Origin of the sequence: Microvirga makkahensis, from assembly GCF_009830105.1 — a bacterium.
Taxonomy (GTDB): Bacteria; Pseudomonadota; Alphaproteobacteria; order Rhizobiales; family Beijerinckiaceae; genus Microvirga; species Microvirga makkahensis.
The window spans coordinates 1-25,684 of sequence record NZ_WURB01000020.1; the positions used below are offsets into that span (position 1 = coordinate 1).

Annotated in this window: 25 protein-coding genes and 2 pseudogenes; 11 read left to right on the top strand and 16 right to left on the bottom strand. The window is 60.7% G+C overall.

From position 1 onward, the window contains the following. The first annotated feature begins 411 nt into the window (after window positions 1-411). The 3 genes from GR328_RS20000 to GR328_RS20010 all read left to right on the top strand — a co-directional run bounded on the left by GR328_RS20000 (window position 412) and on the right by GR328_RS20010 (window position 3,518). On the top strand, window positions 412-1,365 hold the full coding sequence (locus tag GR328_RS20000; protein ID WP_160886959.1) for a cyclase family protein: 954 nt from the start codon (window positions 412-414) through the stop codon (window positions 1,363-1,365). Between the two features lie 504 nt (window positions 1,366-1,869). Beyond that, on the top strand, window positions 1,870-2,640 hold the full coding sequence (locus GR328_RS20005; protein WP_160886961.1) for a 2-keto-4-pentenoate hydratase: 771 nt from the start codon (window positions 1,870-1,872) through the stop codon (window positions 2,638-2,640). 155 nt (window positions 2,641-2,795) lie between these two features. Further along, the gene (locus GR328_RS20010) at window positions 2,796-3,518 is read left to right on the top strand and encodes an SDR family oxidoreductase (RefSeq protein ID WP_246215995.1); all 723 of its coding nucleotides are present in this window, start codon (window positions 2,796-2,798) and stop codon (window positions 3,516-3,518) included. An 80-nt stretch (window positions 3,519-3,598) separates the two neighbouring features. On the opposite strand, the gene GR328_RS20015 is transcribed toward GR328_RS20010, so the two are convergent. After that, window positions 3,599-4,396 (bottom strand): helix-turn-helix domain-containing protein, encoded by a 798-nt coding sequence (locus GR328_RS20015; RefSeq protein WP_160886965.1) that lies wholly within the window; start codon window positions 4,394-4,396, stop codon window positions 3,599-3,601. A 751-nt stretch (window positions 4,397-5,147) separates the two neighbouring features. Between GR328_RS20015 and GR328_RS20020 the strand changes: the two genes are divergently transcribed. The 7 genes from GR328_RS20020 (at window position 5,148) to GR328_RS20050 (ending at window position 11,860) form a co-directional block, all read left to right on the top strand. Beyond that, entirely contained in the window at window positions 5,148-5,918 is a 771-nt protein-coding gene (locus tag GR328_RS20020) for an ABC transporter ATP-binding protein (RefSeq protein ID WP_425487057.1), read from the top strand. Continuing rightward, complete coding sequence (locus tag GR328_RS20025) at window positions 5,915-6,622, top strand: ABC transporter ATP-binding protein (RefSeq protein WP_160886969.1); 708 nt, start codon at window positions 5,915-5,917, stop codon at window positions 6,620-6,622. The genes GR328_RS20020 and GR328_RS20025 overlap by 4 nt, the downstream gene beginning before the upstream one ends. Before the next feature lie 12 nt (window positions 6,623-6,634). Continuing rightward, window positions 6,635-7,507: a branched-chain amino acid ABC transporter permease gene (locus GR328_RS20030; RefSeq protein WP_160886971.1), complete on the top strand. Its 873-nt coding sequence runs from the start codon at window positions 6,635-6,637 to the stop codon at window positions 7,505-7,507. Window positions 7,508-7,515: 8 nt separating this feature from the next. Next, a complete protein-coding gene (locus GR328_RS20035; protein ID WP_160886973.1) occupies window positions 7,516-8,517 on the top strand; it encodes a branched-chain amino acid ABC transporter permease in 1,002 nt (333 codons plus the stop codon). A 52-nt stretch (window positions 8,518-8,569) separates the two neighbouring features. Then, complete coding sequence (locus GR328_RS20040; protein WP_160886975.1) at window positions 8,570-9,769, top strand: ABC transporter substrate-binding protein; 1,200 nt, start codon at window positions 8,570-8,572, stop codon at window positions 9,767-9,769. 236 nt (window positions 9,770-10,005) lie between these two features. Beyond that, on the top strand, window positions 10,006-11,118 hold the full coding sequence (locus GR328_RS20045; RefSeq protein WP_205790163.1) for an aminotransferase class I/II-fold pyridoxal phosphate-dependent enzyme: 1,113 nt from the start codon (window positions 10,006-10,008) through the stop codon (window positions 11,116-11,118). Between the two features lie 76 nt (window positions 11,119-11,194). Next, on the top strand, window positions 11,195-11,860 hold the full coding sequence (locus GR328_RS20050; RefSeq protein WP_160886977.1) for an RraA family protein: 666 nt from the start codon (window positions 11,195-11,197) through the stop codon (window positions 11,858-11,860). 132 nt (window positions 11,861-11,992) lie between these two features. Here GR328_RS20050 and GR328_RS20055 read toward each other — a convergent pair whose 3' ends face one another. From GR328_RS20055 to GR328_RS20080, 6 genes are all read right to left on the bottom strand, one after another. Then, a complete protein-coding gene (locus GR328_RS20055) occupies window positions 11,993-12,661 on the bottom strand; it encodes a hypothetical protein (protein ID WP_160886979.1) in 669 nt (222 codons plus the stop codon). Window positions 12,662-13,259: 598 nt separating this feature from the next. Next, the gene (locus GR328_RS20060; protein WP_160886981.1) at window positions 13,260-13,604 is read right to left on the bottom strand and encodes a Rid family hydrolase; all 345 of its coding nucleotides are present in this window, start codon (window positions 13,602-13,604) and stop codon (window positions 13,260-13,262) included. Next, entirely contained in the window at window positions 13,601-15,127 is a 1,527-nt protein-coding gene (locus GR328_RS20065; protein ID WP_160886982.1) for an NAD(P)/FAD-dependent oxidoreductase, read from the bottom strand. The genes GR328_RS20060 and GR328_RS20065 overlap by 4 nt, the downstream gene beginning before the upstream one ends. Further along, a complete protein-coding gene (locus GR328_RS20070) occupies window positions 15,124-15,432 on the bottom strand; it encodes a 2Fe-2S iron-sulfur cluster-binding protein (protein ID WP_160886984.1) in 309 nt (102 codons plus the stop codon). Before GR328_RS20070 ends, GR328_RS20065 begins: the two co-directional genes overlap by 4 nt. Continuing rightward, the gene (locus GR328_RS20075; protein ID WP_160886986.1) at window positions 15,413-16,546 is read right to left on the bottom strand and encodes an NAD(P)/FAD-dependent oxidoreductase; all 1,134 of its coding nucleotides are present in this window, start codon (window positions 16,544-16,546) and stop codon (window positions 15,413-15,415) included. Before GR328_RS20075 ends, GR328_RS20070 begins: the two co-directional genes overlap by 20 nt. Window positions 16,547-16,611: 65 nt before the next feature. Continuing rightward, entirely contained in the window at window positions 16,612-17,448 is an 837-nt protein-coding gene (locus GR328_RS20080) for a transporter substrate-binding domain-containing protein (protein ID WP_160886988.1), read from the bottom strand. A 134-nt stretch (window positions 17,449-17,582) separates the two neighbouring features. Here GR328_RS20080 and GR328_RS20085 point away from each other — a divergent pair, with 134 nt between their 5' ends. Beyond that, the gene (locus GR328_RS20085; RefSeq protein ID WP_246215996.1) at window positions 17,583-18,503 is read left to right on the top strand and encodes a LysR family transcriptional regulator; all 921 of its coding nucleotides are present in this window, start codon (window positions 17,583-17,585) and stop codon (window positions 18,501-18,503) included. 578 nt (window positions 18,504-19,081) lie between these two features. Here the strand turns inward: GR328_RS20085 and GR328_RS27600 are convergent. The 9 genes and pseudogenes from GR328_RS27600 to rfbC form a co-directional block, all read right to left on the bottom strand. Then, a pseudogene (locus GR328_RS27600) lies at window positions 19,082-19,192 on the bottom strand (IS110 family RNA-guided transposase); the annotation flags it as partial. Between the two features lies 1 nt (window position 19,193). Further along, window positions 19,194-19,316: pseudogene (locus GR328_RS20090) on the bottom strand (IS5/IS1182 family transposase); the annotation flags it as partial. Between the two features lie 124 nt (window positions 19,317-19,440). Beyond that, entirely contained in the window at window positions 19,441-20,013 is a 573-nt protein-coding gene (locus tag GR328_RS20095; RefSeq protein ID WP_160886990.1) for a histidine phosphatase family protein, read from the bottom strand. A 634-nt stretch (window positions 20,014-20,647) separates the two neighbouring features. Next, the gene (locus GR328_RS20100; protein WP_160886992.1) at window positions 20,648-20,986 is read right to left on the bottom strand and encodes a transposase; all 339 of its coding nucleotides are present in this window, start codon (window positions 20,984-20,986) and stop codon (window positions 20,648-20,650) included. After that, entirely contained in the window at window positions 20,983-21,645 is a 663-nt protein-coding gene (locus GR328_RS20105) for a winged helix-turn-helix domain-containing protein (protein ID WP_160886994.1), read from the bottom strand. The genes GR328_RS20100 and GR328_RS20105 overlap by 4 nt, the downstream gene beginning before the upstream one ends. Before the next feature lie 75 nt (window positions 21,646-21,720). Beyond that, window positions 21,721-21,864 (bottom strand): hypothetical protein, encoded by a 144-nt coding sequence (locus GR328_RS26920; RefSeq protein WP_205790168.1) that lies wholly within the window; start codon window positions 21,862-21,864, stop codon window positions 21,721-21,723. A gap of 1,101 nt (window positions 21,865-22,965) precedes the next feature. Next, entirely contained in the window at window positions 22,966-23,847 is an 882-nt protein-coding gene (gene rfbA, locus GR328_RS20110; protein WP_160886996.1) for a glucose-1-phosphate thymidylyltransferase RfbA, read from the bottom strand. A gap of 45 nt (window positions 23,848-23,892) precedes the next feature. Continuing rightward, on the bottom strand, window positions 23,893-24,969 hold the full coding sequence (rfbB, locus tag GR328_RS20115; protein ID WP_160886998.1) for a dTDP-glucose 4,6-dehydratase: 1,077 nt from the start codon (window positions 24,967-24,969) through the stop codon (window positions 23,893-23,895). 29 nt (window positions 24,970-24,998) lie between these two features. Then, on the bottom strand, window positions 24,999-25,625 hold the full coding sequence (gene rfbC, locus GR328_RS20120; protein WP_160887000.1) for a dTDP-4-dehydrorhamnose 3,5-epimerase: 627 nt from the start codon (window positions 25,623-25,625) through the stop codon (window positions 24,999-25,001). Between the last annotated feature and the right edge of the window lie 59 nt (window positions 25,626-25,684).

Here is a 25,684-nt window from a genome sequence, read left to right on the forward strand (position 1 = left end):
CGACAGGGCGACGATCGGCAGCGGACCCTGGTTGCCGAGCCTCTCTGCTGCTTTCGCTGCTGTCTCGACACCTTTTGCTAGTTCGTTCAACTCACCTGCAACAGCAGAAGGACGGAGCTTCTCGGGGGGCCCCAGAGAACTTGCTCGCATGACGCCCGAGGAAACGGGACTTTGAAGGCTGGCGGTGATCAACGTCAGCCCTCAGGAAGAGGCGGCCCTTCGGGAGGAGGGAGCGGGCCTTCTCGCGGTTCACGCCTCATTGGTCAAGGTGGCTTAGATGTTACTGAAATTCAGCCGGGAGCCATGTCGTGACAGCGATCCTCCATGAGGGAGCCACAAGAACCTTAGCAATTTCCTTGAGTATCGCGAGAAATATACTGGCGATCGAGGTCTCGCACAGGAGGGTAAACGATGGTGTCGAAGCGCTTGCCAGCTGTCATACTGATAACGGCCTCTCTTCTCCCATCGAGTGTCAGCGCACAGCAGCCGCCGCAAAATCAGGGGCTCTGGTCGGTGTATGAGCAGGCCACCAAGGGCGCCAAGCATATTGACCTGACCCATGCCTTCGCGCCCGTGCAGCCGGTTTGGCCCGGTTTCGGGCAAGCTGAGTTCAAGGCGACAACGGCGGGTGCCGACATTCCTGACTATGTAAAGCGCGGCGAGGAATACACCTACGCCAAGCACGGGTTCGTGGCGACAAGCTATGTGCTGACAACGGATCAGTACGGCACCCAGCTTGATCCGCCTGCCCACTGGGATGAATACGGGGCGACGATCAGCGACCTGCCTCCAACCTTTGCCGTGCGCCCTTTGGTCGTCATTCCAATCCAGGAAAAAGTGAAAGCCGATCCCGGCTATCACATGCAGGTCCAGGATGTGCTCGACTGGGAAACCAGACATGGTCGCATTCCTGAAGGGGCCGTCGTCATGGTCCGCTCAGACTGGTACAAGCGTTGGAACAACCCCAAGCATTTCAACGATAAGCCATTCCCCGGCGTGAGCCTTGATGCACTGAAGTTTCTGCATCTGGAGCGCAAGATCCTCTTCCATGGTCATGAGCCCCTCGATACCGACACGACGCCAACCCTCGAGGGGGAGGCATGGCTGATGCACAACCACTTCACCCAAGCCGAGGGCGTCGCCAATCTCGATCAAGTCCCGGAGGCAGGCGCCCTGATCTCGATCGGTTTCGCCAAACCGCTCGGGGGCACGGGTGGCTACGCCCGCTTTGTGGCAATCGCTCCGGCGGACTGGCCGTATGGTGTGACTGTTGCGGACGCATCCGGAGCACCACTGCCCAAGCAGAGTGCTCCTCTGCGGCGCGATGAACATGGGGCCATGCGCCCCACTCCTGGTGCGAAATAGCTTCCGGAAGAGCTCGGACGATCGTACTTGGTTCGAAACACCCAGGGAAGCCACGGCTTTGAACAGACGAGGCTTTCTTCCATTGTGTGTCAGGCAGGGCACCTTTGATCCTGTGCTCGGGCGATACGCCGTCTCGGCGATAAGCCGGCAGGGCTGCGCCAATTCGCTCGAATCGCGCGACCCTTTCGCAATGATTCCCTCCCCCGATCGACCGATAAGCCCAAGCTGTCCCCATGGAAACGGTGCTTTCGAAAGCCGTTTCCCGGATCCGACGAGTTCAACAGAAGGCCATGTTTTCAGGAAAGCGTCATGGAAGGCTATCGTCCCTATAGAGTGCCCTTCCTGCCCCTTCCATCAGCATATCTCGCGGCTTAAACTCCCGCGCCAGTGCCTTGTCGAACCGCGAGCCGCACAACTCCTCGGAATGCGCCTAGAGCAACGCACACAGAGCATGCTGTCGAGCCCGGGTTTGCTTGAGACGGCACCCACAGCGAGGGTAAGGACTTGAGCGAACAATTGAGCGTGATCGCAGAACGACTGGTTGCCGAACACCGCGATGGAGTGAAGTTCCACAAATTAGATGGAATCAGTAGCCTGTCGGACGCCTACCGCGTGCAGGACGCGTACGTGGCCGCCACCGTCGGCGACGATACCCGAGCTGGGTACAAGATCGGCTTGACGTCCAAGCGCATGCAGCAGATGTGCGGCATCGATCAGCCGATCTGCGGCACGATCTTCAGCAACCGAGTGTTCAAGAGCGGCGCCCGCCTGTCGATGACCGACTACGGTCGCCTCGGCCTTGAGTTCGAGATTTGCGTTCGTATGGGGCGAGACTTGGATCCGCGTGATGAGCCATTCACGCCCGAGCAGGTGGGTGGGGCGATCGATGCGGTTGCCGCGGCCATCGAACTGGTTGACGACCGCCAGGCCGACTACAGCATGCTCGACATCAATACGCTCGTTGCCGACAACTCCTGGAATGCCGGGGTCGTCATAGGGGAGTTTACGCCTCCCCCTGCCCGCTTGAATACTCTGGAAGGAATCGCCTACCAAGACGGAGCCGAGCTCGCGCGAGGCTACGGCGCCGATGCGCTCGGACATCCCTTCGTGCCGCTCGCATGGCTTGCAAACCACCTCGCTGCCAACGGCCGTCAGTTACGCAAGAACGACATCGTCATGACCGGCAGCATCGTCACGACCCGGTTTCCGACCGGGCCCTTCACCTATCGCTTCGACGTGGCAGGACTGGGAAGCGTGGAAGTCAGCGGCAGCTAGAGCGGAACAACGCCAGGGAGCCGGCTTGTCCTCGGCCAGGGAGGCTCTGGGTTACGGAAATAGGCCCAGAGACCGCCTTCGTCACTCGAAGCCTGAATGCACCGTTCGACGCCCAATGTCGAAATTACGAGAGAGATTACGCTATGGATTTCGGGTTGAGGGGCAAACGCGCCTTGGTGATGGGAGCGTCAAAGGGGCTTGGTTTCGCGATCGCAAAGGAGCTCGCGGCCGAGGGAGCCCAGGTCGCGGTCTGTGCACGCAACGAGGAGCGGCTGAGAAGGGCCGCCGAGGCCATCGGGGCGACGGCCCTCCCCTGCGACCTGCAGCTGCTTGGTGCGGCGGAGCAGGTCGTGGACGAGGCGATGACCGCCCTGGGCGGCCTCGACATTCTGCTCGTGAATACGGGTGGGCCGCCAACCCTGCCGTTCGAGCGGATTTCACCGGACGACTGGCGGCGATCCTTCGAGGGGCTGTTCATGAGCACGACGGATGCGATCCGCGCCGCGATACCGGGAATGCGTGAACGCAGATGGGGACGCATTCTCCTCGTCACCTCCATCGCCGCGAAGGAACCGATCGAAAACTTCACGATTTCGAACGCGTTGCGTGCGGGCCTCCACGGGCTGACCAAGACCCTCAGTCGGGAATTTGCGGCAAGCGGCATTACGGTGAACGCCCTCATGCCCGGGTACACCATGACGGAGCGCTTGGCCGAAGCCAAACTCGACTTGGACAAGGTCGCAAAGGCGATTCCAATGGGACGGATCGGACAGCCGGAGGAGTTCGCTGCACTTGCGGCGTTTCTCTCCTCTGAAAGGGCAGGCTACATCACCGGGCAAGCGGTCGCGTGCGACGGCGGAGCCCTGTGGTCGATTTGATCGGCTGCGGGACCGCGCCTCCCTCATACACGATGGGCGAGCGCAGGCTGCCCATCGTGCAGACGCCTTCGGCCTCGAAGCTATTGACGAGTATGCTGGCGCCACCGGTGCGGCGTCATGCCTGTAGCCTGCTTCAGGGCGGTGGTGAGATGGCTCTGACTTGAAAATCCGCAGCATTCGGCGATCTCGGACAGGGAGGCGTCACTGTCTGTGAGTTGCTGCTTCGCCTTGCCCAATCTCTGCTGCATCAGCCACCGGAACGGCGCCTCGCCGAGCTCCTGACGGAAGCTGCGTGAGAAATGCCTGCGGCTGAGCCCTGCGACCGCTGCCAGATCGTCCAGGGTGATATCCTTGTCGAGGTTGCGGTCGACGAATTGCTTGACCCGCTTCAAGCGCCACCGTGGCAGAGCCACGGCCGTGTTCGGTTCCAGTTCAGTTCCGGCCCTGATCAGCATCTGCGATACGATCGACATCAGCAGGCCGTCGGCCAGGTAATTGTCTGCGGCCTCAGCTCCTGCCGCACTCTCCCACAGACGGCTCATGAGAACCTCGATCAACGGGTCCGCCCACGTCTGCTCGGAAAGCGTCCGAAAAGCCTCGCCGATGCGCCGCGGGCACGCAGGGCCTAGCACGCCGCGAATGGTATCGTTCGGAACCGCGAGAACTAAGATCTTGCGGTTCCCGTCCACCTCCCACTTGCTCTCTGTTTCTGCGGGTACCACGAGCATGCGGCCTGGCTCCGCCTTCTGACGAAAGCGGCGCTCGCCTATAGTCCACCCCCAGTTGCATTGCTTCTCAACGCTCAACGGGAGGGCAAGCACCGTCTCGAACAGGACCGGATCACTGAAGTTGTGGGGTCCCTGGTCGACGAGGATCATCCGGAAATCGAGCCGTCCCTGAGAGCGGCGATGTTCTTGCGGGAAGATCGAGTATCGGGATCGCTGATAGAAATCCGAATAACTGCTCCACACGACATCCGACATTGCGCATTAAGCCTCGGCTTGAACTCTACCGGATCGGGTCCGAACGGCGCGATGTCATTCCATTACAAAATCACATCTTCGGTCGTTCTGGCAGGATTGATATGCGAAACGTCCCAACTCCGCAACATACGCAAATCAAGATAACTCTCGACGAAATATCGTGTTTCGAAGCTGGACCGGACAACGGACGCCGTGGGCAGGCGAGCCTGGTCTGCAGATGGCATCTCTCAGGAATGCAACTCAACATCCTGTGACAAGATTGCTATCCTGTGCAGAGTATGGGACCCGGATGTGATTGAGCCTGCGGCATCAGGGTGGATAGAGGCAGCGCGTGCCTATGCGAATGGCCCGCCCATGCAAAACATGACCATCTCAAAAAAGCGCGATGCATCCAAGCTGATAGCTTCGGCGGCAACACAAGCCCTCATGTGCAGATTTGAATCACGTGGTGGGGCGAGCAGGTTCAAGGGCGATACAGTTTCATGATCATGCGGCACGCTCCGCGCCATAACTTCAAACGACAGCGGTTTTCATTGCCGTACGAGGCTGTTCAGACAGGCTGTTCCATGGACTCCGCTCCCGGCTATGTTGTCGGGAACGGTTCATTCGATGCACATCCGTTGGTCGTCCGATGAGTTCGACGATGATCTTGTCGTGCGAGAACCTGACGCTTGACTTCAATCTCTTCCGGGCCATCGATAACTGCTCCCTCTCTATTGTAGAGGGATCGATCACCGGGCTGATCGGCCCCAATGGCGCCGGGAAGACGACGCTCTTCAACCTGATCGCGGGCGCGCTTCATCCGAAATCCGGTCGCATTCTTTATCGTGGAGAGGACATTACCGCACTCAGTCCGGACCGGAGGTTCCACAAGGGCTTGGTGCGCACGTTCCAGATCCCGCATGAGTTCCACCTGATGTCGGTCCTCGAGAACCTGATGGTGGTTGCTCCCGCGCAGCCGGGCGAGTCGCTCTTCCGGAACTGGCTGGACTTCGGTGCCGTGAAAAGGGCGGAATCCGAAACCCTGCACCGCGCCTGGAGCACGCTGGAGTTTCTCGAGCTGACCCATATCGCTCACGAGCGCGCCGGGCAGATATCCGGTGGCCAGAAGAAGCTCCTGGAGCTCGGCCGAACAATGATGACCGATGCGAAACTGGTTCTTCTCGACGAGCCAGCCGCGGGCGTCAATCGCACCCTGCTCCGGAAGCTGGAGGAAAAGATCGCTCTGCTGCACAGGGAGCGCAACTACACGTTCATTCTCATCGAACACGACATGGAAATGATCGAGCGCCTGTGCGATCCCGTGATCTGCATGGCGGACGGGCAAGTTCTCATCGAGGGTGATTTCCACTCAGTCCGCTCGGACCCCCGGGTCCTCGAAGCCTATCTCGGAGAAACGTCGGGTGCATCCGCATGAGCGCGCTGTTGAAGATGAAAAGTATCCGGGCCGGATATGGCGAGGCGGATATCCTCTATGATGTGTCCATGGAGGTCGCGGAAGGCGAGATCGTCGCCATCGTCGGCCCAAACGGCGCCGGCAAGTCGACGGCCATGAAGTCCATTTTCGGGCTTCTCAACATCCGCTCCGGGACGATCACGGTTGGCGGTAGGGACATCACGGGTTGGTCGCCGAACCGGATCGTCAACGCGGGCGTGTGCTATGTGCCGCAGGTCCAGAACATCTTTGGCGAGATGACCGTGCACGAGAATTTCGAGATGGGCGCCTTTCTCCGAAAGGGTGACTTCTCGGCTTCACTCGACCGGGTCTACGCTCTCTTTCCCGATCTCAAGGCAAAGCGCAAAACTATCGCCGGGAGCCTCTCTGGAGGACAACGCCAGATGGTCGCGATGGGGCGAGCGCTCATGCTCGATCCGAAGGTGCTGCTCCTGGATGAGCCGACTGCCGGTCTCTCTCCCAAATACATGGAGCAGATTTTCAAGATCTGTCGGGATGTCCGTGCTGCGGGCGTTGCGATCCTCCTCGTTGAGCAGCATGCGAAACAGGCACTTGCATTTTCAGACCGGGGTTACGTGCTCGCCGCCGGCCGCAACCGTCATGAAGGTTCGGGACCGGCGCTCCTAGCCGATCGTCACATCGCCGAAATGTTCCTGGGTGGATAGGCTACGGACAGAATGGACATCTTCAGCTTCGTCAATTTCTTTCTGCTGCCTGGCGTCGTTCAAGGCTCCATCTATGCTCTCGGCGCGATCGGGATCACGCTGATCTACGCCATCATGCGGTATGGGCATTTCGCCCATGGCGATCTGGCGACCTTCGGCGCCTTCACGGCGCTCTTCGTCGCGGGGCTTCTCGGCCTTTCGCCTTATGCGGCCCTGCCCGTGGCCGTCGTCGTCGCAGCGCTCCTGGCGATTGCTATCGACTGGCTGTTTTACGCTCATCTGCGGCGAATGCCCAAAATCATCACGACCATCGCCTCCTTCGGCGTCGCGCTGATGCTTCGGTCCGTCGTCCAGATTATATGGGGGGTCGACACGACGAGCTACACGCGAGGAATCTCCCGGCCGGAGAACTGGTTCGGGATCCGCGTGAAGCCGCATGAGCTCGTGACGCTCCTCGTGGTCATCGGGCTCGTCATCGCGCTTCACCTTTTCCTCACTCGGAACAAATGGGGCAAGGCCATGCGGGCCATGTCCGACAACCCGGATCTCGCCTTGCTCTCGGGCATCGACAACAACAAGGTCATCGCGATGACCTGGGTCATCGCGGGTGGTCTGTGCGCCGCATCGGGCTTCTTCCTCGGCCTGAACACCGAGCTGAGATCCCTGATGGGCTGGAACATCCTGCTGCCCACCTTTGCGGCCGCGATCCTGGGCGGTGTCGGCAGGATCGAAGGCGCTATCGTCGGGGGACTCGTGGTCGGAGTGACCGAGGAACTATCGGTTCTGGTGATCCCCAGCGAATACAAGATGCTGAGCTCGTTTGCGATCCTTCTGGTCGTGCTGCTCTTGCGCCCGACCGGGCTTTTCCGCGGCAAAATTCTGTAGGACGGGGCATGGACTGGCTCTCTTTCACCATCTACCCCGTCTATCTGATGATCTTCATGTGCATCTACGGATGCCTGGCCATCGGATTGAACATTCAGTGGGGCTATGCCGGACTCTTCAATGCCGGCCTGGCGGGCTTCTTCGCCGTCGGAGCCTATACCTCTGCGATTCTGACGACGTCCGAGGCCGCCGGCCGCCTCGGCGGTTTCGATCTTCCGTTCCCGTTCGGGCTTGCAGGCGCCATGATCGTCTCGGGCCTCATCGCATGGCCGGTCGGCAAGATTTGTCTTCGGTTCCGTTCGGACTACTTGGCCATCGTCACGATCGGCGTCGCGGAAGCCATCCGCCTCGTCGCGAAGACGGAGGACTGGCTGACGAATTCCGCCCGAGGCATCACGGGGGTGCCCCGGCCTCTCGGCGACCTCCCCTATGCCCAGGCGCAACTGGCGTATCTCGCCATCGTCGGGCTGATCCTGATCGTGGTCTACCTGCTGATCGAACGTCAGGCGCATGCGCCCTGGGGGCGGATGATGCGCGCCATCCGCGACAACGAACGGGCCGCCGTCGCCATGGGCAAGAACGTTCCCGTGCGGCGTCTCGAAGCTTTCATGCTCGGCTCGGCGCTCATGGGGCTCGCAGGCGGGCTCTACGTGCACCTTGCCCGCACGATTACTCCCGATGCGATCGATCCCATGCTCGTGACCTTCCTGGTGTGGATCATGGTTATTCTGGGAGGCTCGGGCAACAACCGCGGCGTGCTGCTCGGGGCCGTGATCGTCTGGATCATTTGGTCAGCCTCCGAGATCGTAACCGATCAGCTTCCGGCAGAGTTTGCACTGAAGGCCAAGTACGGCCGGATGTTCCTGATCGGCCTTCTTCTGCAGATTGTTCTTCGTTTCCGGCCAGAGGGCCTGTTGCCGGAAAAACTGCGTAGGGCTCCCCTATCCGAAGGGGCGCTCTCACCAACAGGTCACGGAGCAAGGATACAGGCCCCGCACAAAGAAATCTGAATACGCCACAGAACCTGAAGGGCGGTTCGGACAACACAGGTGGAGGAATTCTATGAAACTCAAATCTCTCGGACTTGCCGCATGGCTGCTCGGGACATGCGCGCTGGCGACCCCGGCCCTGGCCCAGGTCAACATTGGCCTTCTCGCCGGCATCACCGGCGGCGCTGCCGCCATGGCCCCCGAAATCATCAAGTCGTACGAGTTCGCGGTCAAACAGGTGAACGACCAGGGTGGCATCCTGAACGGACAGAAGCTCGTCGGCAACGTAGCCGATTCCGGGTGCAAGCCGCAGGTGGCTGCCGATGCGGCGACCAAGCTCGTCAACGTGTCCCGCGTGATCGGCATCGCTGGCCCCATGTGCTCGGGAGCCCTCCTTGCGGCGGCGAACTCCGCCACGATCCCGGCCGGTGTTCTCCTGATCTCGCCCGCCGCGACTTCCCCGGAGATCACGACGCTCAAGGACAACGATCTCGTTTTCCGAACCGTCCCTTCGGACGAATACCAGGGCCAGGCACTGGCGAGGACACTCTTGTCGCGTGGGACCCAGACGGTGGCGGTGTCGTTTATCAACAACGACTACGGCAAAGGCATTGCGGCCGCCTTCAAGAAGGAGTTCGAGGCCAAAGGCGGCAAGATCACGGCTTTCGCCGGCCACGAGGAGAGCAAGTCGTCGTACCGCTCCGACCTGGCCGAACTTGCAAAGGGCGGAGCCGATACGCTCGTCCTCCTCGACTACGGTGACACATCGGGCTTGACCATCCTGCGCGAGGCGATCGAGAACGGCTTCTTCAAGAACTTCGTCGGCGCGGAGGGTATGAAGACCTCGGCTCCAATCAAGGCGTTCGGCGCCGAAAACCTTTCGACCTTCATCGCCTCGGCGCCGATCCCCGCGAAATCGCAGGCTCTCGACATTTTCAATGCCGCCTTCAGCAAGGCTGGCGGAGATGTCAACGGAAGCTATGTGGCGCCCTCGTTCGACGCCGTGTTCCTGCTCGCCCTCGCGATTGAAAAGGCTGGCGGCGACAAGACGAAGCTGCCCCAATCCCTGCGGGCCGTCACCAGCGGCAAGGGCGAGCCTATCATGCCGGGTGAATGGAAGAAGGCGAAGGAGCTCATCGCCGCCGGCAAGGAGATCGATTACAAAGGCGCTTCTGGCAGCGTCAACTTCGATGAGCGTGGTGACGTGCCCGGCTCGTACGGCCTCTTCAAGGTTTCGGGCAGCGACTACGAAGTCATCACTGAGATGAAATAGGTTGATCGGCGTGGCGGATACGGCATCCGCCACGCCGTCTTTCTTTCCCGCATCGCCATTTGACCGGCCGGACACCTTTATGCGGTCCCGACAGAAACGGACGGCGGTCGCGCGGGTACACTTTACGCTTCATAAGAACTGGACTGACCGATATGGACGTGAGACTGGCCCGTCGTATGGATGTGATGAAGCCCAATGCCATCCGTGATCTCTTGAGGCTGGGCGCGGATCCCCGAGTGATCTCCTTCGGCGGCGGGTATCCGGACGCCTCGCTCTTCCCGATTACGGAGTTGGAAGGGATTGTCCACGAGGCCGTCGCCGTCAGCGGCCGAGACACCCTGCAGTACACCGTATCGAACGGCATTCCACGCTTGCGTCAACAGATCGCCGAACGCATGACGCGCGATTCGATCCCCTGCGCCGAGGACAACATCCTCATTCTGCAGGGCGCCCAGCAGGGGCTGGACTTGGTTGCGAAGATGTTGATCGACAAGGGCAATGTCATCATCACCGAGAACCCGACCTTCCTGGGAGCGCTCATTGCCTTCAATCCCTACGAGCCGGCCTATGCCACGGTGAGGATGGACCAGGACGGAATGGACATGGACGAGCTCGAGCTGACGCTGCAGCGAAACCCGGGCGCCAAGCTCCTTTATACCGTGCCGGACTTTCAGAACCCCACAGGGGTGACGATGAGCCTGGAGCGGCGCAAGCGTCTCATCGAGCTCGCCAATCGTTACGACCTGATGGTCCTCGAAGACAGCCCTTATCGAGAGCTTCGCTATCAGGGGACCCCTATCCCGCCCATCAAGAGCTTCGACACGGAAGGACGAGTGATCTTTCTCGGCAGCTTCTCCAAAATCCTCGCGCCGGGTCTGCGTTTAGGTTGGGCTGTCGCGTCGGAAGAACTCACCCAGCAGCTCGGACTGCTGAAGCTGGCCGCGGATACGCAGTGCAGCACGCTCAATATGTCTATCGCATCGCTGTACCTCGAGCGATATGACATCGACGCTCATATCAAGACCATTCGCGAGACCTATCGACGCAAGAAGGATCTCATGCTCGACACCATCCGGCGCACATTCCCGCAGAATGTATCCTTTACAGATCCGAGCGGCGGCCTGTTCACCTGGCTGACTTTTCCAGAGGGTTTCGATACGACGCGGTTCATGGCGGACCACGCCCTACCGGAGGCGAAGGTCGCCTACGTGCCCGGCGCGACCTTCTTTCCGCTCGAGCAGAGGGTAAACCATGCGCGCTTCAGCTATTCCACGCAGGCGGACGAGGTGATTGTCCGCGGGGTCAGCGCATTAGGGCAGCTGCTGACATCCCGGTCCCCCAATCACTGAGGGCAACCGAGCGCATTCCTTGCTGGTCAGCTCCCGATCTCCAACTTCGCCCGCAGATTATGAACGAGAGGCTTTCATGCCGACGCGAATCTATACGAAGACCCTAAACCATCTGGAAGCTGCCGCATTGCAGGAATGGGCTGAGGTTCCGGTGACCATCATATCCGACATCACGAATGGCCGGATCATTGTTGATCCTCGGATCAGACCGCTTCGTCCGTTTCCCCTTGGCCGGCGAATGGTGGGGCGGGCGATCACGGCGTGGTGCGAGCGCGCTGATTTCGGGCCGGCTCTGCACGCCATCGACATCGCCGAGGCGGGTGACGTTGTCGTTATTGACGCCGGCGGAAGCGTCGAAACCGCCTATGTGGGCGAGTTGCTCTCCGGCTTTGCGCGACAGAAGAAAATTTCCGGCCTCGTGGTGAATGGCGCCGTCCGAGATATCGACACTCTCGCGTCATGGGACGACTTTCCCGTCTACTGCCTTGGGAACACGGCGCGAGGCCCGCTCTCCAAGGAGCGAGGCTCGGTCAATGGCCCGATCGTATTCGGTGGCGTTCCGACCAAGCCCGGCGATATCGTGCTGGGGGACAACGACGGTCTTGCCATCATCCCGGTGGAGGAGGCCCCGCCGCTGCTTGAGGCCGGGTCGAAGCGCACGCGGATGGAGGAAGAATGGAAGCGCCAGCTGGATTCCGGCAGGACGTTGCAGGACGTTTTCAGCATTCCAGAGACAATCTGAGTTTCTTTGTCGCTCACCTCTCCGGAATGGACCACATACCTGTCCCGGACGAGGCGTATATGCGCGCGAAGCCAGTCGGATTGATCCAGGCTTAGTAAGAGCCTACCGTCCGGCTGCGCTCGACGCGGTTCACTATAGGCGCGCCGTGTCCAGGCCCTGGCAACGTCTTTGAGCCAAGTGCCAAAGACGTGTCCCACCCGTAAAACGAATGGTCAGCGTCTTGGTTGCCGGAACCGGGTCTGGCCCTGCGCGGGCCCGCCTTTTGTTTGCGGATGCCAGGTCAGGCGTTCCGGAGTCGGCAAACACAGAGCAGTTATCGTCGGGCTTGGCGACGGCTAGCGCGAACGAGCATAGGAGCGCGTCGGAAATGATGCCTCTTACCCAAGGAAGGTAGTCCGTGGGTAAACCGGTAACCGCACCTTCCTCGACCGTCAATTGGAAGTCGGGCATGTAGCCGTTGAGGTGGTCGATCTTAGCATGTCGGCTGAACCGGATCGCGATCGGGCTGCGACTGATCGGTCCGCCATACTTGGGACGATGCGGTCCCGGATCATTATTCTTTGGACGACAAAACGGCGCCAGAACGATGGATTCATCGTCGTTCTCCTGCGCTCTGATCAAGAGATGCAAATCAGGTCTCTCGAGAAGGAAGACGACATCTGGAAAAGGAAGCCGAACCTGTCCCTTGGCAAGCCATTCCTGATGCATCCGCAGGAACTTACTGGCTGGCCCTGCATGGAGATCTTGCCCGGTGAAGTGAAATTGCGAACCAGAGTCAAAGCTGGGAATCGACCAGTCCATCTGCCGAAACATTCCATCCAGAGGCTGGAGCTTGTTTCCCCCATATGTTGGACAACTTGGTCCTTTCGCATGGCATTCACAAACTTTTCGTAGTCCAAGACTTCTTCCCCGCGTCTGTCACTTACGATCAGCTGCAATCGGCGGCACGGCCGTCTAGCACGTGACAACCGCTAATGGGAGGCTCGCGGTCGAGGTGCGATTGCGAGAGGTTAGCCAAGATACTGATCCGAGGATCCAGCTCCTTGGGAGTTCTGCGTCAATATCACCTTACCGATCACGGCCAATATCCTCCTCGGCATGTAATTGGCTTTATGGTCCGATACCCGTAGGATCGTGCGGCCGGTTCTCATGACAAGTTTTATAAATGAGATATCATTGCACATAATTAACATTATAGAACTATAGCTGTAGGAGCATTCTCTCTTGCGGGCTGACAGCTCCCTATAAGCTGGCGTGTAGGATGCACGCTGCGAGGTGTACGGAGTTTAGGAGGGCGCAAGATTCGATCAAAACAAAGGGCCGCTGACGATCAGCGGCCCGAAGTTTGGGGCCTGTCGCCCCGTGAGAACGTCCTTTCGGTAGAGGTGCTGGTCCTGGCTCAGCGGGCTGCCGTGATCATGATCTCGACAAGAGTATCTTCGCCAAGATCCGCAACGCCAACAGTGGCGCGGGCCGGAAAGTCCTTGGGAGCCAGCCACCGTTTCCAGGCGGCATCCATCTCCGGCTTGAGGTTGAGATCCGTCAGGAAGATCGTCGCGGACAGCAAGCGGGATTTGTCCGTGCCAGCGGCGCTCAGGTACTGGTCGAACTTGGCGAGGATTTGTTCAGTCTGCCCCTCGAGACCAACCGACAGGTCGTCCGCGACCGTTCCGCCGACGAAGACCAGGTCGTTGTGCACGACAACACGATGCATGATCGGCGTTTGAATATGGCGTTCCGTCACTGAGGCTTCCTTTCGTTCCAGTCTGCGGAATGGTGCGTATCGGCGAGGTCGGCCAGAACGGCGACTTTCGCTGTTTGTGTTTGCGGCAGGGCGGCGAGTTCGCGCAGCCTCAATGGCTTGATCGGGAACCGCAGCCGGTAGAACCCGATCTCGCATGGATGCTTGCTACGCTCGTCTGCGATCAATTCGGTCACTGTCAGCCCACAGAGCCTGCCCTGGCATGGACCCATGCCGCACCGGAGAAACACCTTCATCTGGTTCGGACCGCCTGCGCCTGCGCTCACGGACGTCCGGATCTGTCCGGCTGAGATCTCTTCACAGCGGCACACGATGGTGTCTGGGTCTTGCGGCACCCGGAACTCCTTGCCAGGCCGGTACAACTCATCGAGAAACCGCCTGCCCCGCATGGCCCGTGCTAGGGACCTCCGGAGCGGAACAGCAAGTCGATCACGCTCGGCCGGTGCGACGAGACCAAGACGGGAGGCGCAGCCCAGCCCTGCGATTCGCCCCTGGATCGCCGCTGCCTCGGCTCCCCTGATTCCAGCCCCGTCGCCCGCAAGGGAGAGACCGGCAACCGAGCTTCCATACCATTCGTCAATCTGCGGCCGGAACGTGAGCTGAGCCTCGTCCCATTCGTGAGCGCATCCGGCGGCATTCGAGAAATTGACGTTAGGGACCACGCCTTGGTGGAGCAGAAGGAGATCCGCGGGCAGCCGGTGCTCGCAGCCTCCAGCCCTCCAGACGACTTCCCTCAATCCTCCCTCGCCCTCCGCTGCCAATTCGGAAACCCATCGAATTACACGGGTGCGGCGTTGCACCGTTCTGAGCAGCTTCAACCCCTTGGCGAGATAGGGCGAGACGAGAAAGCCCGGGGCATGTCGAAAGGCCCGAAGCCAGTTCTCCCTCGGCGTCGTGTCGAGGACGGTCGACACCCTTGCGCCTGCTTCGATCAACTGCGCCGCGAGGAGATAAAGCAGCGGACCCGTTCCCGCGATCACGACCTTTCCACTGGGGACGAGGCCGGAGGTCTTCAGGGCGATCTGGGCAGCTCCCGCGGTCATGACGCCCGGAAGAGTCCAACCCGGGATCGGGAAGGGACGCTCCAGGGCTCCCGTGGCGAGCACCACCTGCTTTGCGCGGATGAGACGCGCCATTCCGGTCGAGGAGAGCCCCACTTCCTGACCGACGATTCGTTCAGCGTCGTCTTGTACGGATTGGATGCTCCACGCGGTCGTTGCCGGCGCATACTCAGCCTCCGAATTGAGAAAATCCTCGGCGATGCCGCGCCCGCGCCAGTAATCCTCGCCCAGTCTGCGGCGGTCTGCCGACTGCGCCAGGGTGATAGCGCGGTAGATCTGGCCTCCGGGTGTCTGATTCTCGTCGACGAGAAGCGTCCGTGCCTTGAACCTCGCAAGCATTGTTGCCGCCGACAGACCCGCAGGCCCGGCCCCGACGACGATCACGTCGTATTCATCCGCCAGATCCGCAATCCCGTGTCCTCTACGGACCATACCCTCCGTCATTGGGCGGGCTCCGTTGTCAGAGCTCGCGCGCCGTGCTGGGTCTCCACCCTCATTCCCTCCTGCACCGGCACGAGACATCCCTGGCGGTTGTCCATGCCGTCAATCCTGACCAGGCACTCGAAGCACACGCCCATCATGCAATAGGGTCCCCGCGGTGCTCCCGAGACGGGTGTCGTGCGGCAGGCACGGACGCCTGCCGCCAGCAGCGCTGCAGCGACGCTGTCGCCAGCGGACGCCCTAACTGGAAGCCCGTCGAAAGTGAAGGTGACTTCGCCCGAAGCGCGATCAGACAGACGCCGGAACACGGAACCTCCTGGTCGAGAAGACAGCAACTTCCTTCGGGATCGTCCCTGTGGCGATGTAGTCTGCCAGCGAGAAGGCATGCTGAGGAGCCAAGGTGACGCCTGAATGCGCCATGGCGACGTAGGCGCCAGGGCAGGTTTCCGATTGCTCGTAGATAGGGGAGCCGTCCGGCGTCATGACGCGGAAGGCCGACCAGGTCCTAACGACATTCAGATCACCGAGCAGGGGAAACATCCGGATGGCCCTGTCGGCCATGACGGAGGAGATGGAATGATCGATCCTGAGGCTTGAGCCATCCGCCTCCTCGCTGTCGCCAATCATAACGCCTCCTTCGTCGGTCTGACGAACCGTGACAACCGGATAGCGCAGGAAGGGAGTGGCCTTCTCGGTGACAATGATCTGTCCCCGGCTCGGCTTCATGAGCGCCTCAAGCCCGACCATCGGCGCCAGACGCGCGTTGCCCAACCCTGCTGCGAGGACGACCTTTGGAGCTCTTACGGTGCCCCAAGCGCCGTTCAGTGCGAAGCCGCCGGCACGCGGTTCGATAGCGGTGACCGCGTGATCCGCCCGGTAGTCAACGCTGCGTGCCTTCATCGCGGCATGCAGGGCACGGAACAGGCGCAGCGAATTCACATGCCCGTCGAGAGGACAATAGATCGAGCCACTCACATCGGGTCCGATGGCAGGCAGCCGGGCCTTCGTCTGCCGATGATCCATGACTTCATAGGGATAGATCACCGCGTCGGTCTGGCTATGCAGTCGCACCATCAGGTCGACATTCGCCTGCAGCTCGCGGTCCGACAGGCAAAGCGTGAACCCGCCTGGCTGGTCGAGGCCGACATTGATGCCCGTCTCGGATCGGAGCTCCGCGGCCAGCCGGGGCCAAGCCTCCGCCGCGGCCTTGGTCCAGGCCGCATAGGCTGGAAAGCCGATTCCCTTGCCCTGCACCCAGATGAGGGCGAAGTTCGCCCGCGAGGCCCGCAAGGCGATATCGCCCTCGTCTAGGACGCAGACCCGCAGTCCCCGTCGCGCCAATCCCCATGCCACGCAGGCTCCCATGAGGCCTCCGCCGACGATGGCAACATCGGGCTCTTGGTCTGATTGGTGATGCGTCATGCCGTCCTGTTCACTGAAGACGAGGCGCGCCCGGGGCCTCCCCGCCGTTACGATGGATCTTAGGCTCAGGGCGCGATGTCGACCTTGAACCACTTCATGCTGAGCGCCTTGATCGTGCCGTCGGCAGAGGCAGCTGCAATGGCCTCATCAAACATCTTCTTCAGGTCCGTGTCCTCCTTGCGGAGGCCGACGCCGATGCCGGGCCCAAAGGGGCCGCCGAGGAGAGTGGGACCAGCAAGCTTCATATCTTTCATTTCTGGCTTGGCGATTGTCGCGGTCAGAACCGTCATGTTCGCCAGGACGGCATCGATGCGGCCAGCAACAAGGTCGAGGTCGTGCTGCTCGGTGGTTTTGTACTCGCGGATCTCGACCAGCCCTTTGAGGTACTGATCGGCAAAGGCCGAGGCAGTTGTGGAACCCTGAACCCCAAGAGTTTTGCCTTTCAGGGCGGGCGCCATCGCAGCGATTGCCGCCTTGCCGGCGTCCTCGTCCGCTGTCAGGTTGATCCTCTTGCCGTCGCCCGGCAGCTTGGCAAGATCTCCGGTGGCACCGACGGCAAAGGTATTGATTGGAAGGGCATATGGACGGGAGAAGCTCATCACCTCCTCGCGCTTCGGCGTGATGCTCATGCCGGCCATGATGGCGTCGTACTTCTTGGCCTGGAGCGCCGGGATGATGCCGTCCCAGTCCTGCGCCACGATCTCGCACCTCACCTTCATGCGGGCACAGAGGTCGTTGGCCAGATCGATCTCGAAGCCTTCGAGCTTGCCACCTGGGCTCGTGAAGTTCCAGGGAGCATAGGCGCCCTCGGTGGCTATTTTGACCGTCTTCTCCTGCGCCACCGCTCCACTCGCTGCGACGGCCAAGCCGAGAACGGCGCCCAGAACTTTCAACGTGCTCATGTCCTCATTCCCTCGTTTGAACTTTTGTCTCGGCGGTAGCCGCCTCTATGCCTGCCGAAGCGGCAGCGCAACAATCGGGCAGCTCTTTCTATGAGGTCAAATCAGATTTAATATGACTGGCATGTCCTGAAGTTATGCTGCGCTGGAGCCTTATGGAAATCAGTTCTCGTCAGATCGAAGCGTTCCGTGCGGTCATGCTCACCGGCAGCATCACGAGTGCTTCCGAGGCACTCTTCGTCACCCAACCGGCCGTCAGCCGGCTGATCCGAAGCCTGGAGGAATCGACCGGCCTGATCCTATTCCAGAGGCGCGGCAACCACGTCGTGCCGACAGCCGAGGCGACTGCGCTGCTCGAGGAGGTTGAGCGGTCCTTTGTCGGATTGGCACGGATCGGGGCATTCGCTCAGGCACTTCGGGCGCAGACCGCCGGTTCGCTTCGGATCGCCGCGATGCCGGCTTTGGCCGGAAGCATTCTCACCCGCTTTGTCGCCCGGTTTTCGGTTCAGCGGCCGGATGTCCATATTACGGTCAGCGGGGCTCCCTCCCATCTTGTTCTCGATGCCGTCGCAAGCGGTCAGGCCGACTTTGGCTATGCGGATAGTCCGCTCGATCGGGCCGGACTCGAGATCGAGACCATTCCGGTCGCGGCCGTTGCCGTCATGCAAAAAGACCACCCGTTGGCCCGGCGCCGATCCATCAAGCCCGCGGATCTCAAAGGCGAGCGTTTCGTGGGGATCGGACCAGGGACTTTCTTTCGAACTCGGATCGATATGGCTCTCGCCGATATTCCACGCACGATCTCGCTTGAGACCCCCTTGTCCCACATCGCTTGCCTGCTGGTCGCAGAAGGCGGCGGCATCTGCTTGGTCGATCCCTACTCGGCAGCTGAATTTCTGGACAAGGGAGTCGTGGCGAAGCCATTCATACCGTTTATTGATTCCGGCTTCGTCTCATTGCGATCACATCAGCATCCGACCTCTGCACTGGCCGTGACGTTCATGCGTGAGTTTCGCGAGTATGTTGACCGCTTGCATAACTCCCTAGTTCTGCGCTGAAACGAATCGAAGTTTCCATAAGCGCGCTTCGGGAGACGGAAAAGGCCCTCGCTCAGGAAATCTTTGCGCACAAACGGGGCCATAGGTTCCATCGCAAGCCTGAAGCGAGGGCGAGAGCTGTTTGATCCCGGGGCTTGATGGTGCATTCTTATCGCCGGAATGGAGGGATGCGCTATGGGCCAAGTGTTCCATGGGAGCGCCACAACGCCCGAGGCAGTCCGTCGAGCGATACAGCATAGTCAAGCGGGCCTCAACGCTTCAGGCTCGACCCGCTCCCCCAAATGCCGGGACTTCTCTATTTTTCGGCGAGTTGAAGTCAAGCGCCTTCCGAGCTGTCCACCCCCCAGTGTTCAATGTTCTTCGCGAGGCCCTGCTTCCCTTCGGGATCGGCTCTCGAGCCGTCCCAGCATGGGATCAGGAGAATGAAGCGGGCAATCTAAACAGCGGTTTGAAAGTGATGACACGCCCGACCAAGTCCCGGCACGCCCTTGCTTCATCCCTCGTCCCGCGAAGGACATCTGTCCACCGGCGGGTGGAACTTGTAATGCTCTCTCTATCGTTTAGGCCTCGCCATCGGATCAGACACACGCCTTGGCATCATCTCTGGACCAGCGGAACTCTGTCCCATCGCTCCACCTCCGATGCATGACGATGGCCAGGCGCCGGGCCAGTGCGACGATGGCCTTGCGCAGAGAACCAGGCGGTCAGACTGCCCCTCTGGCGCAAGGCAGCATCGTACTCGGCCCAATTTGTCACCCGATGCCGCTGCTTGGGGATGCGGTGACGGCGCGCGGCATTGGCCGTGAGGGGCATGGCGGAGATCTTTGGTCAGGAGGGCACAGCCTTCCTATGGCATCCAGATCCAGGCGCCAACGCACATTCGTGCAACAAGGCGGCGTCACATCCTCGCGGAAGACTGTTTATGGGACTGCTCGTCTCAGCGAGGCGCAATCGAACGCCATGGATGGATAACGCGGCGGGTCGCGACCTCAAAGGCCCAAAAGTGGCCTTGGAAAGGTTGATCCATATAACGGGAGATCGGTCGCATGAGATACTTGCAGAGCAGCAGTGTGCCAACGCCGCCATGCGCTACAAATGCGATGCTATCGCCCAAGAACCCCTGAAGGATGTCGTCCACGGCGGCTGCGACACGATTTTGTGCATCAACAGCACGCTCCCATCCGCGCACGCTCTCTTCTGGTCTTGCGAAAAAGGCATCTGCCATCTCTTCAAACTCTGGCGGCGGAATAAACCCAGTCGCGCTGCGGTCATTCTCATGCAGCGCATGGTGGATGCCCACCGGCAGTCCAAAGTGGCCCGCTAGGATCCCGGCCGCCTCAATAGCTTTGGTTTCGGTGCTGGCCCAGATGGCAGAGAGTTTGGCTAGATCGGCTAATGAGGCAAAGGTCCGCATGCGGTGGATCCCTTTGTCCGATAAATGCCACTGAGGCACGGGGGTACCCAGGTCAACGACCACTTCAGGGTGGGTGACAAAGTAGGCAATGGTCACAACGGCCTCCACTCCGAGGATCAGCATATCTTACAAGAGACGTAACTTCTGCCGGCGCAAATACGTTCACGGAAGCGCCTTCATCGATCTGTCTTGCTTCGTTCACCGATCATAACGCCAGCCAGTCCAAGAAGAGCGCCCGCGGCCTTCACCAAGCCATCTGGAAGGCGGCCATGGCGGCTCGGCACCAGGTGTTGGGCCATCTCGAGCCCTCCAACGATCCCGATCACCACCAGGAGAATGGAAAGTCGGTGTGTAGGATAGCCGAGGCCAAAGCAAGCGCCGATTAGCGTAAAGGCTGCAAAGCGCTCCAGACTGACGGGAGCGCCGGAGACTGGCCGAAGCTCAATCGGTGCAAAGGTGAAGACGGCAATGGCGAGGACAAGCAGCCATGCGGCGCACCGAAAGAAGGCTCTGGTTGTCATGCCAGATATAGTAACCGGTGCAGCCGCCTTGTGAATGTCTCTTTCGTGCTACCGACGCTGCGTGCGTGACATGATCTACACTGCATTGTTGCAACCAGTTTGAAATGTCTCAGGGTTCTACGGAGCCCTACCGGGGCTGCGGAGCTCTCATCCATCGGAGCAGGCGCGGCGGAGGCGACGGGATAGGCGTTCTTGGCGGCTAATGATCTTCACGAGTGTCCTGTGACGGAGAGGCCTGCGTGCCGAAAGAAGCTGACGATCATCGCGGGGCGGCGCCGCAAACGGCAAAACTCGCGGCGCGCCAGACGGTGGAGATCGGCGACTGATCCAGGCAGCGCATTCTCCATGGCGCGCTTGACGGGGGCATTGCACTGCTCCTCGGGATTGAGCTCGGGCGCATAGGCCGGCAGGTAGGCCACTGCGAAGTCCTGCGGCTGGGCCGCGATGAAGGCTGGGGTGGCCTGTGACCGATGAGCGTTGAGCCGACCCCAGACCACCAGCAGGGGCGTGCCGAGCCTGCGACGGAAATACCGCAGGACCAGGATCACCGTGGCACTTGAGATGCTGGAGCGAAAGTGGCGAGCGTAAAGCCGCCCGTCGCTTGCTCACCCGCTGGAGCACCGGGGTGACTCCGCGCCGCGCCCAGGTCGTGCCCGGTCGGGCGCGGAAGCTGTGGCCCGTCTCGTCCCAGAGGAGAAAGGTCCGGTGCTCCCGCTGGGCCTTTTTGAATCGCCACCCAATCCCGCTTGGGCCAGATCGCGATGACAAGCTCGTCGCGCTCCTTGCCCCGGGTGGCCGCACGCTGCACGCTGAAGCCATGGGCCTTGAGAGGCCGCTCCAGATAGCGCGGATGGTAATGCACTCCGAACTCGCGCTCGATCAGGGTGGTGATGCGTTTGAGGGTCCAGCGCTCGGTCGCAAAGCCTGCTGCCACCGCACCCCGATCCAGCAGCCGACCCAGATAGGCCCAGGTCTTCTCATCAAGCCGGGGCGCTCGTCCTGTTCTGGCTCGGGCGGCTAATCCGCGCCGGCCCTGCTGAGCCAGCGTGGCCGTCCAACGGGAGACACTGGCCCGACTGACCCCAAGTTGCCGGGCGACCTCGGCCCGGGACAACCGCCCCCGCCGCAACAGCCTCGCGGCCGCCAGACGTCGCTCCTCCATTTGCTCCGGCGTGAGATGCGCCGGACGCCAAACGTTGTCCTCCATCGCGCGCCTCCTCACGAGGATCGACACTGCCCTATGTTACACCAGCTTCGTGAAGATCATTAGGTGCCGATCGCCCTACCGACCTCCTACGAGCACGCCACCCGCGAGGCCGACCTGCGAGCGCTGATTTAGGCTCAGCTTGAGGTCATGCAGATGGCAGCGTGAAATCCAAGCCAATCCGCCTCCGGAAAACTCGGCGCGGTTCAACTTCGTGCTCATGTCCAATCCCTGCCATAGGTCCTGGACCGTTGCCAACTTGACAGCACCCAGGCACGCTTCCCTCGTGTCATCGCCCGCCGACAGGCGCATCCAAGCCTCAGGCGCAGGAGCTTACACAATCTTCTCGGCCGTACCCGCCACCTCGGGTTTGTGGCCCCAGGAATGGAATTGGTCGGTGGCATGTGCGCCGAGCGAAGTTACTGCAGAGCCAAGCCCTTGGAGGACTCCCCATGGGTACCCTAAAGGCCTGACTGAGCGCTATTCAGGATAAGACTCCTAGTAAAGATAAGCTCTGTAGCTACAGTGGTGTCCTCTTAATCTTATCAATGAGGACGACTTGCAGAGATCGGACCCCTTCCCAATCGAGCTTTGTTCGCCACGGTTGCGGGCGGCACTTTTAGCCGAGTTTCAGGGGCGGCGCCCAACCGTTCAGGAGATGGTGAGCGTTCCTTTGCATACTTGGATGGCAGTCCCCGGCATAGGCCAGATGTCGCTCATAGAACTGAGAAACATCTTATGGAGAGATTCTGGTGACGACGGCAGTGCTAAGGAAGCGCCCCCGCAACAGCTCACCGGTACTGAATTAGTCGCGCGGCTGGTTCGCCTAGAGCATGATCTGAAACACCTTAGGCGTGCCATTCAGATGGTTATGACCACCCGACAGATAAGAAAATTCGATCCAGGACGTCCAGATTGACTGCATTCCGGGTCCGACCAGGTACGGCCGTGGCTTCGCCGCTCTCGCCACTGCTGACAAAGCCAAGTTGCTGAATGTCATCCCGCGCAGCTGCTCCAGGCAGGTCTTACCTGCGCTAGTACCTCGCTCGCGAAAAGTGGAATCCACTTTTAGGATTGAGCCGATGCTTACCCTGACAGATAGCACACCGTCGGACGCAGACCCGAAGGGCCGCGCTAGCAAAACCGGATCCACTTCTCGCTGACGCGGCCTTGCGAGTCACGGACGCAGACCTCTGGGTCCGCACTATGAGCGCATGTTGGTAAGAATGCATCGCCTCTGGAAGATGTCGCTGAGAGTCCATTCCCTGAGCCACTGTCCTTGCGCCGAAGTCTTGCCTCTTTTCAGACCGGCACTCCGCTGGATCAGAGTTCGTTCGTGCGAAGCTGCGCCAGGAGTGAGCGTCCGTAGCGGGTCTTGGCAAGACTGGTGGCCGCATCCTCGAAGGCGGCCCTGTCGATCCAGCGCTCGCGATAAGCGATCTCTTCCGGAGACGCGATGAGCTGACCCTGACGGGATTGCAGGATGTGAACGAACTCGGAAGCCTCGAGAAGCGACTCGTGCGTTCCCGCATCCAGCCAAGTATAGCCGCGCCCGAGCTGCTTGACGCGCAGCTGTCCCTGGCGAAGGTAGAGATTGTTGAGATCCGTGATCTCGAGCTCCCCACGCTGCGACGGCGTCAGCGTCCTGGTTAGCTTCACCACCTGTTCGTCATAGAAATAGAGCCCGATCACGGCCCAGCGGGATTTCGGCCGATCCGGCTTTTCCTCAATCGACGTTACGCGCCCCTCGCTGTCGAAGTCGACGATGCCGTAGCGCTCGGGATCCTCGACCTGGTAGCCGAACACCGTCGCCCCTTCCCGCTGCGTGCCGGCCCGCTTTAAGACCTCGGACAGCCCGTGACCATAGATGAGATTGTCTCCCAGAATCAGGCAGGAGGGATGCCCCTCGACAAAGTCCTCCCCGATGAGAAAGGCCTGCGCCAATCCATCGGGACTGGGCTGGATTGCGTACTCGAAACGCACGCCCCATTGTCGGCCTGTGCCCAGAAGCCGCTTGAACGCGCCTTGGTCTTCAGGCGTGGTGATGATCAGTATGTCCCTGATACCCGCCAGCATGAGGGAGGTCAGGGGATAATAGATCATCGGCTTGTCGTAGATCGGAAGCAACTGCTTCGACGTCACAAGAGTGAGAGGATGTAGCCGCGTGCCCGAGCCTCCCGCCAGGATTATGCCCTTGCGCTCCATGTATCACTCCCAATCACGATTATGCTCTGTACTCGAAGCGGAGGATCATGCACGCGCTCCCAGCCTCTCGCCGCAATAGACACTGGAGCGGATGCGCTTCCACCATGAGGGGTTGGCGAGATACCAGCGCACGGTCTTGGCGAGGCCCGTTTCGAAGGTCTCCTGCGGGGCCCAACCCAGCTCCCGCCCGATCTTGGATGGGTCGATGGCGTAGCGCCTGTCGTGCCCTGGCCGATCCCTGACGAAGGTGATCAGTTCCTCCCGCCGCCCGATGCGCGGATCGGGAGCGATCTCGTCCAGAACAGCGCAGATCGCCCGCACCACCTCCAGATTCGTCTTCTCATTGTGGCCGCCGACGTTATAGCTTTCACCCACCCGGCCTCTCTCGGCGATCAGTACGAGCGCCCGGGCGTGGTCCTCCACGTAGAGCCAGTCCCGGATGTTCGATCCGTCGCCGTAGACGGGCAGCGGCTTGCCCTCGAGGGCGTTGAGGATGACGAGTGGAATCAGCTTTTCGGGGAAGTGGTAAGGACCGTAATTGTTGGAGCAGTTGCTGATCCCCACAGGGAAACCGAAGGTGTGATGCCAAGCGCGGACCAGATGATCCGAGGCCGCCTTGGAGGCGGAGTAAGGCGAGCGCGGGTCATAAGCCGTGCTTTCCGTGAAGTATCCTTCCGCGCCCAGCGAGCCGAATACCTCGTCCGTGGATATGTGGTGGAAGCGAAAGTCCGCCTTCCGCGAGCCGGACAGGCCCAGCCAATAGGCCAAGGCCGACTGCAGCAGGGTGTAGGTACCCATCACGTTTGTCTGGATGAAGGCGCCAGGCCCGTCGATGGAGCGGTCGACGTGGCTCTCGGCAGCCAGATGCATGACGATGTCGGGTTGGTAGGAGGCGAAGACATCCTGCACCTTCAAGGCGTCAAGGATGTCAGCCTGCACAAACCGATAGCGGGGGTTGTTCGCAACGGGCCTAAGCGAGTCCAGGCTGCCGGCATAGGTCAGCTTGTCGAGGACGAGCACCTGATGGTCCGTCTCGGCAATGAGGTGGCGCACTACTGCTGAGCCGATGAAGCCGGCACCTCCGGTGACGATAATGCGCTTTGCGGGCGAAATAGCGGGCATGAAGGAAACTCGAACAGGGATTGTGTGGGTCAGACCGGCGTCTCAGCGGGCTCGTAGCGAAAAGGTGACACGAAGTTCGCAAAGGTCGGCAAATCTCTATCCCTGCCGGAGAGAACAACCTCCTCCGTCCGGATAGGCCAAGTGATATCGAGGGAAGGATCGTCCCAGGCCAGTCCCGCGTCGCAATCCGGCGTATAGAAGCTGTCGACCTTGTAGGCGACTTCCGTTTCGGGCTCCAAGGTACAGTAGCCATGGGCGAAACCATGCGGCACGAACAACTGCTCGCCCGCTTCCGCCGTGAGCGTTGCGCCGACCCAGCGGCCGTAGGTAGACGATCCGACGCGGAGATCGACGGCCACGTCGAAAATCCGTCCACGCAGAACGCGGACCAGCTTCGCTTGAGACTGAGGCGGACGTTGAAAGTGCAGACCGCGCAGAGTCCCTCGCGCTGCGGAAAAGACCTGATTGTCCTGAACGAAAGCCGTGCGGCTCAAGGCTTGGGGACAGGAACGCACGCTGTAGGTTTCCGAGAACCACCCCCGCTCGTCACGGAAGCGGCGCGGAATCAGCAGGATAACCTCGGGGATGTCGGTCGGATTCACCTCACCGCCAAAATCGTGACTAGACCACTCATATGTCGTTACAGCCAACCGCATCGCATGCTCCTGAGCAACGGAATCTCTCCCGCCGTAGGCCCTGAGGCCGACAGACCCGA